Genomic DNA, 12710 nt, shown 5'->3' on the forward strand with positions numbered 1-12710 from the left:
CGGTCTGGTTCTTGTGATCGAACCATGTACTGCCGGACATAGTTATGCTGTCGTGTCTGCCGCTGCCGTCGGAATATATGAGCTTGTACTCACGTCCTACCTTTTCAAGTGTTTCCCCACGACTTCGCAGAAAGAATTCAAGATCCACGGAGTTTGCCATGACTTTCTGTTCATCCGTGAATGGTATATATGGCATAGTTTCACCTCTTTGTTATAGATAATCAGCAAGGTTAACTACTTTGACACCGCTATCCTTAGCGTAATTCATAGTATATACAGTACCGCCGCTTTGTTTTGTACAGTAGGCGATACAATATCCGCTGTAGTCCACAAGATGTCTGTTGCGCTTGTGCATACAGTCATTTGTGTAGTATTCGGACGTATAGACTATCTTGTCCGCCTTTGAAAGGATATCACTGTACATCGCCTTGCTTTCGTCGTTCCAATACTTATCCTGTCCTTTACAAGGAAGTACAAGTATCAGTTTTATTTCCTTGTGCCGTTCCTTTGCCCTTAATACAGCGTATTCAGCTTCTGTGTCAAAGCCATATGCTCCTCCGCAGCCGAAAAACACAACGCCCTTGTTATACAGTGCCTCAATTATCCTATCAAGCTGTATCCTGAGCTTTGCCTTGTCATTTTCCGGTATACTTCTGTGTCCTGTAAAACACGCAGTCCTTTTTCTGTCGATCATAACGCACACCTCACAACCTTTAGTTATACTCATTATAACTTTTATGCATACAATTTGCAACTAATACGCATAATTATTATGCGGAAATGTTGTATCATATATTTAAGGCGGTGATGGTATGCGGTTGAGAGAACTGCGTGAAGCAAGAAACGAAAATCAGCAGAAATTAGCTATACTGCTGAATGTATCACAGACAATGATCAGCCGTTATGAGCTTGGGCAGGCTACACCTGATGTTCCTATGCTGATAACGCTTTCAAAGCATTACAATGTGTCAATCGACTATCTGCTTGAGAATACTGACGTAAAATCGCCGTTTATATCTTCTGACCTTTCAGAAGCTGAAACGGAAATGCTCTCAATGTATCGCAGATTAACTACTGTACAACAGGAAAAAGTGACTGCATATATTCAGGGCTTATTACAGGAATAGCGTCAAAGCTCCCGATATCGGGAGCTTTTGTTATATCTCATGCTTTATCCGCTGGCTTTCCTCGGCTTTCTTTGCATCGTTAAAACGGTCAAGCGTTCCTACCAGATATCCGGTTATTCTGCGTATCCTTTCAAAAGGGACGGTATCATAGTTATACTTTATATCCACATATTCGCCGTTTATCGTAAGAGTCAGTTCGTTGATGATACGGTCGGGATGTTTCTTCCGTATTCTGCGGACATACTCGTCGATCTCAGCCTGTGACATAGTACCGCCGTTTACAGTTACTTTCATCAGTACTCCACCTTCTCTGCAAGCTGCTTTATGAGTTCTGAGAAGTTCTGTCTTTCGGTCATATCCGTTGACAGGAGCTGTCCAGATATTACGGTCAGCTTGTTATCCTTGATTACAGCATATACTTCGGCATAACCGAACTGTGTGGACATTCCGTCCGTCTTCTGGATAGCTCCATATCGCTGATACTTGCCCTTGGATACCACACTTGTTATCATACGGTAGTTTGAGGTAAAGTCCACGCTGTTTATGCCGTTCATGCCTGCAGTTATCTGCTCATAGCTGTAATCACCATATCTTCCAAGGACATTTTCAATGTCATTTTTTAGCGTACTTGCTGAAATATCCATAACAGAAACTTCGATCTTACCGCCGCCGTTTTTTCCCTTGACAGTGATCTTTTCAGTGCCGTTCTTGGCACTTTCACACTCGAAGTCGGCCTTTTTGATCACTTCATCGGTAATGCCTGCGGTATCCTCAAACTTTATCTGAGAGCCGAGAAATTCAGCTATAAAGGTACTCTGCTCGAGCTGTCTTCTTTCTTCCTCAGTCATCGGAGGCTCGGTGGGAGCTTCTGTTGTCTCAGCTACCGTTGTCGGTTCTGCAGTAGTAGTCTCCGTTGTAACAGGTACCGTCGTTACGGTTGTATCTATAGCAGGTGGCTTTATAGTGCCGCAGCCTGTTAAAGCTGTGGCAATTAAAATGACGGCTATCGCCGCTCTCATATTATTCTTCATTTTCGTACCTCCATTAATTGAGTGAAATGTTCAGTTCTTCGTCTTCTGACAACTCCTGTTCAGCAAAGCAGGACAGGTAATCGTCGACAGTTTCCGACAAAGCAGAATAGTCATTACTGTTGGGATGATAACCATACCAGTCAATGTCATTTCCGTACCTCCAGATATGCGGAGAACACGACTCGCCGCGCACCGTTTTCAAGCCTATGACATCAGTGATATTCATTACCTGAACATCGATAGGTCCCTCTCTCTTGTTGAGCAGAGTAAGTTTAAGGGCAGTATAGTTATCGGCATAACCCTGTGTAACGAATCCCAACTTACCAGTAACATCATCGGACAGTCTGAAAACGCAGGACTGTCCGACAAACTTAGGGTTCTGAATGTATTCGCTCCTGTCAGTTATCTTTTTAAGTTCGTCTGTAAAGAAATTCATATTTATCACCTTTATCCTTTTCAATCAGAGTATCGTCCATACATACAAAGGTGCTGTCAGCGAGAAGAGCAGACCGCCGAAGATAATAGCTATCGGAGTCCATTCAAGCGTACCATGTTTTCTATACTCCAAATACGCTGTAGCGATCTTGACGAAGAGCAGAACACCGAGTATAACGTCGATCACGGGGAATACGACGTTATTTACCACAGTCTGTATCTGGTCCTTCGCCGATGTCCATGTGCTTTCAACAGCACTCGCAACATCGCCTGCGGCATAGGCATTCATAGCTGCAAAGTTCAGCATTGCCATAAAAGCCGTTACAGCACATACGAGCTTGGTTTTCAGTTTTCTCATATAAGTTTAAACCTCCTTTGTCTCTACGAGCTTTCCCGTAAGGATAGTTCGTGCGTTCTGGAATTCATATGAACAGGTCGATAATGAAACGAACCTGTCATCGTCTGAATAGGTTATCTCTCTGCCAACTACCGATCTGTCGCAGATGTGCGGCACCCACTCAGCCACGGGAGTATCTCCCTCATACAGGCTGTCATGCCAGTCTGCAACAGCACAGGAGAAAAAGTCGATCCTGTATACTGTCTCAGGAGTAGCAAGCCAGCCGTACTTGTGGTTTTCGAAGTAGCTGTCATTCTTGAAGTTTGTCACCTGTGCGAACATGGAGCCGTTCTTCATGTTATGGGCGTACACGATATTTATCGGATTCCGGAATCGTCCTTCACAGCGATAGTCGAGGAATACCGAGCCTGCTTTCAGGTATGTTCCGTCATACGCATGACTAAGGTAATAGTCGTTATCACGGCTCTGCATTACGGGATAGCTGATGACCGTATCATGGATATACAGCCAGCCGAGTGCATCGGGGTATTCTGAATTCAGCGACTGTGCCGAGTCAATAAGGCTCTGTCTGACCTCTGCTGATAACTCGGGAGATGCGGTGGTTATTTCAGCCGCTTCTGTGGTAGGCTCAGTAGCTTCACCTGTGATAATTGTCGTTATTGTAGTCGTAGTAATTTCAGGCTCGGAAATATCATCAAGAGCCGCTAAAACCGAAGGTGTCGGCATATATGGCTTGAGATCGGTTTCCTTAAGTTTCTGCCGTACATCATCTTTTGTCAGCAGATATATTCCTCCTAAAAGGAGGGCGACTGCCGAAGCAGCCGCCAGTATGCGAAGTATAGTCTTCTTTTTCATTCATTTTCTCCTTCAATGAAATCGGGACAGAGCTCTGCATAATCGTCAGCAGGCTCTTCCTTTTTCTTTCTTGCAAATATGGATACTGTGAGCAGTACGAGACCTGCGATCACCATGATATATCCGATAGGACTCTTGCCTGTATCGCCTGTGGCAACATTAGGTGTTGTTACAATAATAGCTTCGTCCTTCATAGTTACCTCAGTGACGCTTCCGTCTGCATTGACAGTAAACTCGATATCCTCAGCGGTATTGTAGCCGTCAGGAGCTGTGATCTCACGAAGAGTATATTTCTCGCCTGCAATGAGCTTTGCCTCGATATAGTGAGGCTCGGTTGTGGATACCCATTCCTCGACGATATTTCCGTCCTTGTCGATGACCTGAAGTGTAGCACCGGAAAGCTCTGTACCTGTTGTCATATCCTGCTTGCTGATCTTTACAAGTGTTGCATCATCGATCATTGTAACAATGGGATTTCCGTCATCATCAAAAGCATTAGCCTCAACGCCGTCAACAGTAACGTTTCCGTACTCGTCGATTGTGAAGCTGATATCTGTTGCGATAACATATCCGTCGGGAGCTGCCACTTCCTTGAGTGTATAGCTGCCTGCAGGAATGTTTGTGATGATGTGGTTCTCGCCGTCAGATGTCCATTCGTCCACGATCTCGCCGTTTTCGTCGATAAGCTGCATAGATGCACCTGTAAGCTCATTGCCGTAGAGGTCTTCCTTGCTGATAGAGACTGTGATTGCCTTATTCTCCGCAGTTATCTCCACAACATCGCCGTTCTCAGCGATAACAACAGGATACTGCTCGTCTGAAAGTATATATCCGGTAGGTGCAGCGATCTCCTTGACGATGTACTCACCGAAAGGAATATCTGTGAAACCGAAGTTTCCATCCTCGTCGGACTCGTCTGTAAGGTATGCGTTCTCAGCTGTGAATTCAGTTTCGTCAGCCTTGAACAGACCGAAGAGAGCGTTTTCGAGGGGATCACCATTTTCGTTGACCTTCTTACCGCTTACTGATCCACGCTTGATGTCATTGATGAATGTTCCGCAGTCGATGTTGACAGTAGACATTTCCTGTCCCATGTACTGGAAGTTTACAAGATACTTCTCGCCATTAAGCATATAGTGCTCATCGGTTGCTATCTCCTGAACATAGTAGCGTGAGAACGGGAGCTTTTCTGTAAAGTCGGCTGTCATGTCTTCGCCAAGCGATACCTGTGCGATAAAACCATCCTCGGGGATAACTGTACCGTCAGCGGCAGTGATGTCCTCTGCTGCATAGAGACCGAATGTTACCTTCTTGTACTCATCGTTTTCGCCGATATCGAAGAGCTCGTCATGTTCCATGAACTTGGCAAGGCTGATTTTTACTCTCTGATAATCGTTGTTGAATGTGTTATTTACAGCGTCTGTGATAGAAACCTCCTGTCCTGCATAGGTGAGCTCTACTTCCTTTGCCTCATCATTCTGTACATAGCCATAGGGAGCAGTTTTCTCCTTGACAACATACTTGCCGAGGTAGAGAGGCTCAGTTGAAGCATTTCCGTCCTTGTCTGTGATAATGTCAGCAACTACCTCACCGGCAGATGCTCTGAGTGTGCCGTCTGCTGTGTAAATGTCCTCGGCTGCTATTACCTCGAACTCAGCTCCGCCAAGTCCGCTTTCCTCGAAAATCGGATAGTAGGTGGTAAGGCCTGCGGTCTGTGTTTCGCCATTTTCGTCTGTCCAGATAGCAGGACCGATTGCCTGAACTGTCTTGAAGATCTCACCGCGCTTGCTTACTGAGATCCTGCCTTTCTGAGCTGTATCGAACTTCTCGACCTCAACAGTCTTTTCTGTTCCGTCAACTGTGAAAGGTACAGGCTCTGCATTGAGGAAGTATCCTGTGGGAGCCTTAACTTCATGAAGTACATAGTTGCCGTATGAAAGTTCACCGGGGAGCATAAGTGTGCCTGTTTCGTTTGTGTAGAATGTGTCAAGTGTGGTTTCCTCGGGATAATTGATAGTCTGAGAAATGTACTTCTCATCGTCAACGCTCCAAACCTTGAAGCCAATGCCGGATACAGGGATAACCTTGCCGCTCTCAGCATCCTTCTTCACGATGCGGAGATTTGCTGTGATAACAGCATCGTTAATGATATATGGGTATGTCTTACCGTTTTCGTCGACGATAACGTCGAAGTCCTCAACAAATTCTGTGTTCTTCCAGCCTGTAGTCTGGTGAACAGTGTATGTTCCGTAAGGAAGAGCCTTTGTCTCTGCAAAGCCGTTTTCATCTGTAATGAGATAGTCACGCTCGGTTTCCTTTGCGTTCTTGTAGCTGCCTGCGGACTTGAGATATACTTCAAACTCAGCTCCGTTCTCGGGTGTTTCGATGCCAGTTGTACCGTCATCGCTGTGCTTGATAATTGATACCTTGCCCTTTACTACGTCCTCTGTAACATCAAGAGCAATAGGATTGACCTCTACCTTGTAATTCTGAGGCTCTGCGCCGACTGCATAAATCTCATCATTGAGCTGATAACCCTGTGAAGGTGTGAGCTCCTGGAGAGTGTAATTTCCGCATACGAACTCATCTGTAACGAAGTGTCCGTTCTCATCTGTGGTGTAAGTAGCTACACGCTCACCGTCATGATAGAGACCGTAAGTTGCACCTGCAAGAGTTGCATCGCCCTGTGCGGTGATGTTCTCACTGTCCTTCTTAGTGATCTCAGCTGTAAACTTCTTCAGCTTATTCTCGAACTTTACATCCACTGTAGCATCTGCTGTGAGGGTAGCTGTCTGGTCAGCAGGAACTACATATCTCACGGGAACATCCTTCTCGCTGATAGTATAGGTGATAGGCTCGTTATTGCTGCCATACACTGGAATACCTGCAAATATCGCTGTTCCGTCATTTGCAGTAGTCATTGTGTATGTCTCACCTCCACCTGTAACTGTGAATGTTCTGTCGCCGTTCTGATTATCCTCGGACTGCTTGTTGATCTTGATATTGCCTTTCTTCAGCACATTCTCGAAGTCAACGGCTACCGTAAGATCAGCATTACCGCTTGTGAGCGTAACATCCTGAGCCTTTGGAACTTCATAGCGAGTATCAACATTGATCTCTGATACGGTATATGTTACAGGCTTACCATTTGTAAGGTCATATACATCGAGACCTGAGAACTCAGCGACGCCGTTGCTGTTAGTTTTCTTAGTAACTGACTTGCCGTTAGACCCAGTGATCTTGAACTCTCTATCACTGGTAACGCCGTCTTCTGCTGTCTTATTAACAATTATAGTTCCAGAAGTTCTTGTTTCATTTACTGTAACCGACTTTCCAGAAGTAAGTGTGTAAACTGTTGAGTCAAGATCATATCCCGTAGGAGCCTTTATTTCCTTTGCATAGTAGGTACCACTCGGAAGCTTGATAGTTCCTTTTCCTTTTTCGCCAATAGTGATCTCGCCAACCTTGTTCTTGCACTCCTTATCCTTGTATACGCCGTATACAGCAGAGGAGTTGTCAACAGGACTCTTGCCGATTACCATCTGAGTATCCTTATCAAGCTTTGTTACCGAGAACTCAACGTCAGTCTTGGATACACGGAATGCAAACATATTGAGAGCTGTTGCCTGTTTTCCGTCGGTGCGATTGTTAATTACACAGCCCTGAGAGCCGTTAGACTCGATACGCCAATGGGTTCCGCCGTCGCCACTGCCGTCACCGACAGTATTGCTGTTGATGTAGCTCTCGTTCACGCCGATCTTTTTGAGATAGCTTATTACCTCGTCACGATTATTGAATTCGCCGATATATATCCATGAGTGATCCTCGCCGTTGAGATTATCAGCGATGACTACTGAACCGGGCGTAATTGTTGAGCCGTCGGCACATTCCCAATATGGACGTTCCTTGTATGGGATATTTTCCTTCTCAACGTCGATCTTGGAAGTCACGCCGTTGTAGGTGATAGTGCAGTTGTCAGTTACACTCAGCCAGTGGGGAGTATCCACAGGAACAGGGTTGTTCCAGCTGAAGCCGCTTGTACTGTAGCCGAGGTGTGCAAGTGTATAGTAGATGAGACCTGAGCAATCAACGCCCTGCTGTCTGACATAATCAAGTGAAAGCGGACTGTAGCTGTCCTGATAATATACGCCTGTGTATCCTTTGAAGCCCCAGCCGTAGGGTGATCCGAGGAGAGTTGCCGCCTGTGCAATTACTTCATCGGCCGAGGGGAACGCTTCATTCTCAGTAGCTGTGTTTGCCGCACTTGCTGTGAGCACTCCTGTCATGGGAGTGGCTAACATAGAAACAGCGCAGAGGCTTGCCATAAGTCCTGCGCCAAGTTTTCTGATAAAACTGTTATTCTTTGTCATATATTCTTTCCTTTCATAAACGAAAAAAGGAGCCGATTTCTCGGCCCCATTGATGTTTGTTATTTGTACCAGTCGCTTTCGACTGTTACGCTTTTTCTGTTGTCGTAGATGTCTGTGACTATGTCCAATCCGTTGGGATAGGTTATTACTGATCCATCATCAGCAATTCCCCCCTCTGCAAATGTGTTCGGTGATCCTACAATGTCACCCATAGGCTCCATATAGTACCACTTACCGTCAAGCTTGATTATATTTGCCACATGACCGTACCAGTCATATTTTGATGATCTGGCTATATAGCATTCCAGTCCTGCACCTTGTGCCATGAAGTATGCGTTTATTGCATAGTTTATGCAGTTCACGCCGCCTAAGCTCTCGGCTTCATTACATATCGCTACAGCCTTGCCGTAATCAGTACCGTCATGGCTCAGATTCTTTCCTTTTTCGTACATCCAGTCGTAATCTATGTCGTAGCCATCGATGAAGGTCTGCATCTGGTCATTCAAGCGGTCATAATCCAGCACCTGCTGTTTGGGTGCAGGCGGTTCTGTTGCCTTTGGCGGCTGAGTTACTACTGGCGGAGCAGTAGTGACCACCGCAGGATCTGTGCGTATAGTTGTCGTAGTTTTGTTCTCCTTAACCGCAGGAGCTGTCGCTACTTTCTGAGGCGAAGTCTGAACTGCTGTTGTAGTTTTGCTTTCGGACTTCTTAACCTCTGATGCTCCATTATCCTGCGATTTCTGAGCTTGTTTGTTTTCCTTCTTAGGCTGGATATCTGTATTTGCGGCTGCCGTGGTTGTCTCTGCGACAGTCTTCTCAGTTACCGACTGCGAGCTTTTCTTCCTTGTGACCTCACTCGTAACTGTTACTGCTGAAGTAGTCGTATCTATTGCATCTGAGGCTGTTGTTTCCGTATTCTGACTAGCCGTCGTGGTTTCCTCTGCAACATACGGTTTATCTTCTGAGATATGACCACAGCCTGTGAGTATAGCGGATATGATTAAGATAGAGATGATTTTTTTCACAGTTTCCACCTTCTTTCAGCTTCCACTATACCACACCGCTTTTCAAAAATCCATACCTAAGTTGATTTTTCTACTTTTTCACCTATACGCACCGTCCGATTTCCGACAATGTTCACATAGACATCTCGGGTTCAGGCTCCGGTTCTTCAAGTTCATCTTCATCATCCTCGGGCAGATCCTGTATCTCGATACCTTCGTCCTGAGTCTGAGAAAGTGCCTCATCGTACTTGTCGAGTACAGCCTGAGTCAGAGCCTCACGAGATTCCTTGGTAATGGGATGAAAGGTATCACGATACTTTGTTTCGCCGCTGCTGTTGGTGTAAGAGGTGGAAGGCATTGAGACGAAGAGTCCCTTTTCGCCCTCGCACACCTTAACACCGTGTACAGCAAAGTAGCCGTCAAGCGTTACGCTTGCGAATGCCTTGATGGATGAATCAGGCTTGTCGATGATCTTAGTGATCTTTGCGTTTACTTTCATAATTCTTCTCCTTTCAGCATTAAAAGCTTATCATTGTCATTCCGATGTCTTCCTCGGGCGATATCTCTACCACCGACTGTGGAAACATCTGTATATACTTATCTACCTGCTCGTCGGTCAGAGTGCAGGAGTCACGCTCTCCCTCGTCATTGTAACCGTCGCCGCAGATAAAGCAAGTACCGTGAATAAGGGTGTTGCCTATGACTCTGTTCGGTGCAGAGTCATTGAGCAGGAATTCTTCATTGCAGAAACAAAGTGCATCTCCGTTTTCCTCGAAGTATACAGGCTCGATAAGACCGCCGACTATGCTCTGCATCGCATTGATATCCTTGCGTATCTCAGCCTTGTATGGCTCCCTGTCATTTTCAAGGATGACCACTTTCATGAGGTCCTCATGATCTGTCTGAGATACATCGAAGTCATCAAGTCTCTTGAATCCAAAGCTGTCAACATAATAGAAGCCACTGTCTTTACCTTCACAAATCTCGATAACATCGCTGACAGACATTGTATGGCCATAGAAACCGAGTGGTGAGTTACCGGTATTACACTGCATATATAGCTCTCCAAGATCATGAGCATAGGCAATGCCGCCATAGACCTGCTGATAAATGCCCGGATCTATACCGCCTTTGCTCATTGCAAAGTCGAAGTCTCTGAATTCAAGATCCTTCATATCCTTTTCGGCATTGATCTGATAGATACGGACCTTCATCTTAGGAGCGGATATTGCTTCAAGGCGCTTTGATGCCCATTCAGGGAGCTTTTCCTTGTCGGCAACACCAATGAAGTCACCTCTGGAGAAATGAGACTTCTCGCCGTCGGCAATGAAGGTACCGAATACCTTTCTGCCTATGCTGTTCGGATCACAGCCGAAGCCATTCTCAGCATAAAAATACTGGAATGCAGGCTTTCTGGACTGATCGTTGAGTATCTCCGGACGGAGTATGAGCAGCTTATTGGTATAGTCCTCTTTGTAGCTGTCCTTCAGGCATTCCTCAGAGGACAGGAGTCCCAGAGCCTCATATTCAGCTCTTACACTGTCGATAAAGCCGTTAAGCACCGCAGGATGCGACTGCACTGTGTACTCATCGAACTCATATTTATCAAGGTGTGACGGGATAATTGTGCGAGCCCAGCCCTTGTTGATGCTCGAGAATCTGCCGTCGAAGCTCTTATTCTTAACGGTTGCCGCAAGTACCCACATTGTGCGGTCATATCCGAACTCGTCAAAGATATCCTGCACACAGCTTGTATCAAGATGCATTCCATCGAAATGTGTTCTTATCGCTTCCTCGATAGCCTCCTTGCACTTGATGTTGCACCTCTTGCTCTCACGGTAGTCCGTAAGCTCGTTTTCATATCTTGCAGTTTCTGCCGAATACTTATATATTGGCACCATTTTACATCATCTCCTCATCACAGTAGTTATAGAGCGGACAATCATCGCAGTTCCCGTAGTTCCTGCATATCGCCTCGATCTCGTCCTCTGTAAGCGGTCTGCCCACGTATTCTTCCTCATCATCTTCGGGGATAGTTACCGATAAGCAGGCATTTCCGTTTACGCAGACGAGCTCGACTTCCGCAGGAATACCTTCACTTGTGAAGAGTCCTGTATACGTTGTTTTTCCGTTAGCCATTATAGCCTGTGTTGATATTACTTTTTTCATAAGATTATTCTCCCTTCTTCGTTTATGGTATCGGACATATCCATCAAAGTGAGCTGTCCGTTGCCATAGTACATTTCAAAAATATCGAAATTTGCAATTATAACTTCATGGTAAACTGCTCCCGGATTACTGTGCAGGAGCATACTATGCGGTCTGTCCAGCCGCATTATGAACCATTTGTCTTCTGAATACAGTTCATCTATGAAATCACATTCGTTATATGAAATTATGACCTTTGCCTTGCACTTCAGGAGTGCATCATGAAGTGCTTTATGCATCATATCGCCGAAAAGCGGAACTCCGCTGTAGCATTTCTCTGCCATGTAGTACGGAGGATCACAGTAAAATATGGTTGTAGGACTGTCGTGAAGCCGTATTATATCAAGACAATCTCTGTTATCCACTGCAATGTGCTGTAATACCCTTGATGCTTCGTTAATGAGGCGAATGGCTGTTTCAGCATTTGTACCCTTACAAGCCCAGCTCTTTCCTGTAGCAGAGAAGCTGCACTTCATTAATATGAGAAACATGAGAGCGTCGAAGAGCTCAGGATCTTTTTCCCTTTTCTTATACAGCTCCCATGCCAGCATTGAATTCATCCAGACATGCTGTTTATCCTGTATACTGCCTGCTTTATTGAGCATTTTAAGGATAGAGTCATAGAATTCCTCGAATGTGTCAGCTCTGTAAAAAACAAGACAGCAAGCATTGAATTGATCGCGTATATTTGCGAATATACGCTGTTCGATCTCTTCAACGAGCTTGCCGTCTTTTCCGAATGCACCTGCGAAAGCATTTACAAGATCCCGACATCGAGTCTTGATAATGGTATAGAAATTCGTCAGATGCTGGTTATAGTCATTGTATATCTGAATGGGTGCGTACTTGCCCGAAAGCGATACCGAGCCTCCGCCGCCGAATACGTCCACGAATTTATTCTGTCCTTCGGGGATTATCCGCTTAATTACGGGAAGGAGTATCGTTTTACCGCCGATCCACGGTATCGGAGGTTCGCACCCTGTGGTCAAAATGCCTCCCATTATACTCCTTTCCGGAGGTCAGTTCATAGTTACCTCCATTTCTTCGTCCTCGCTTTCTTCCATATCGTCATCGTCAACTGACGTAATATTGACATATTCTCCGATTATACAGAGAGCTTTGTAATAGTCACCCGATGATGTGATGCGGTCACACATCTCCTTAGCCTGTTCAGCCATGCCGTTCCTCTTGAGAGTTTTGGATGCTATACCCATGAGATTATAGATATTCGAGTCCTGACCTATGAGCGGACAATCTGGCTTTTTCTGCTCCTGTGCAGGCTGTTCCTCAATAAAACCGCCAAGCCTGTTGGGAACATAGTC

The 12710-nt window shown here is 45.5% G+C and carries 13 protein-coding genes and 2 pseudogenes; 1 reads left to right on the forward strand and 14 read right to left on the reverse strand.

Translation table 11 applies throughout. The annotated features are described in order from the left end of the window. Together Q0Y65_RS15520 and Q0Y65_RS15525 are read right to left on the reverse strand one after the other, a co-directional pair. Positions 1–196, reverse strand: a pseudogene (locus Q0Y65_RS15520) (hypothetical protein); the annotation flags it as partial. A 15-nt stretch (positions 197–211) separates the two neighbouring features. Next, a complete protein-coding gene (locus Q0Y65_RS15525; protein WP_297961887.1) occupies positions 212–694 on the reverse strand; it encodes an SLOG family protein in 483 nt (160 codons plus the stop codon). 118 nt (positions 695–812) lie between these two features. Here Q0Y65_RS15525 and Q0Y65_RS15530 point away from each other — a divergent pair, with 118 nt between their 5' ends. Continuing rightward, complete coding sequence (locus tag Q0Y65_RS15530) at positions 813–1127, forward strand: helix-turn-helix domain-containing protein (RefSeq protein ID WP_297961890.1); 315 nt, start codon at positions 813–815, stop codon at positions 1125–1127. Positions 1128–1157: 30 nt separating this feature from the next. Here Q0Y65_RS15530 and nrdD read toward each other — a convergent pair whose 3' ends face one another. From nrdD to Q0Y65_RS15590, 12 genes and pseudogenes are all read right to left on the reverse strand, one after another. After that, a complete protein-coding gene (gene nrdD, locus Q0Y65_RS15535; protein ID WP_297961893.1) occupies positions 1158–1421 on the reverse strand; it encodes an anaerobic ribonucleoside-triphosphate reductase in 264 nt (87 codons plus the stop codon). Continuing rightward, positions 1421–2158: a hypothetical protein gene (locus tag Q0Y65_RS15540; protein WP_297961897.1), complete on the reverse strand. Its 738-nt coding sequence runs from the start codon at positions 2156–2158 to the stop codon at positions 1421–1423. Before Q0Y65_RS15540 ends, nrdD begins: the two co-directional genes overlap by 1 nt. Before the next feature lie 13 nt (positions 2159–2171). Continuing rightward, complete coding sequence (locus Q0Y65_RS15545) at positions 2172–2594, reverse strand: hypothetical protein (protein WP_297961902.1); 423 nt, start codon at positions 2592–2594, stop codon at positions 2172–2174. A 24-nt stretch (positions 2595–2618) separates the two neighbouring features. Next, positions 2619–2951 carry a DUF3852 domain-containing protein gene (locus Q0Y65_RS15550; protein WP_297961905.1) on the reverse strand — a complete coding sequence of 111 codons (333 nt, stop codon included), beginning with the start codon at positions 2949–2951 and terminating at the stop codon, positions 2619–2621. Positions 2952–2957: 6 nt separating this feature from the next. After that, positions 2958–3806, reverse strand: coding sequence for a class B sortase (srtB, locus tag Q0Y65_RS15555; protein ID WP_297961908.1), 849 nt, complete (start codon positions 3804–3806; stop codon positions 2958–2960). Then, the gene (locus Q0Y65_RS15560; RefSeq protein ID WP_297961911.1) at positions 3803–8176 is read right to left on the reverse strand and encodes a SpaA isopeptide-forming pilin-related protein; all 4374 of its coding nucleotides are present in this window, start codon (positions 8174–8176) and stop codon (positions 3803–3805) included. Before Q0Y65_RS15560 ends, srtB begins: the two co-directional genes overlap by 4 nt. A gap of 59 nt (positions 8177–8235) precedes the next feature. Then, positions 8236–9201 (reverse strand): hypothetical protein, encoded by a 966-nt coding sequence (locus Q0Y65_RS15565; protein WP_297961914.1) that lies wholly within the window; start codon positions 9199–9201, stop codon positions 8236–8238. 112 nt (positions 9202–9313) lie between these two features. Then, a complete protein-coding gene (locus Q0Y65_RS15570; RefSeq protein WP_297961918.1) occupies positions 9314–9679 on the reverse strand; it encodes a SpoVG family protein in 366 nt (121 codons plus the stop codon). A gap of 19 nt (positions 9680–9698) precedes the next feature. Continuing rightward, a complete protein-coding gene (locus tag Q0Y65_RS15575; RefSeq protein ID WP_297961921.1) occupies positions 9699–11081 on the reverse strand; it encodes a DUF3849 domain-containing protein in 1383 nt (460 codons plus the stop codon). A gap of 1 nt (position 11082) precedes the next feature. Continuing rightward, entirely contained in the window at positions 11083–11349 is a 267-nt protein-coding gene (locus tag Q0Y65_RS15580) for a hypothetical protein (RefSeq protein ID WP_297961924.1), read from the reverse strand. Next, a complete protein-coding gene (locus Q0Y65_RS15585) occupies positions 11346–12389 on the reverse strand; it encodes a DNA adenine methylase (RefSeq protein ID WP_297961927.1) in 1044 nt (347 codons plus the stop codon). Before Q0Y65_RS15585 ends, Q0Y65_RS15580 begins: the two co-directional genes overlap by 4 nt. 18 nt (positions 12390–12407) lie before the next feature. Then, positions 12408–12710: pseudogene (locus tag Q0Y65_RS15590) on the reverse strand (hypothetical protein); the annotation flags it as partial.

It is taken from the genome of uncultured Ruminococcus sp. (genome assembly GCF_947301925.1).
Taxonomy (GTDB): Bacteria; Bacillota; Clostridia; order Oscillospirales; family Ruminococcaceae; genus Ruminococcus.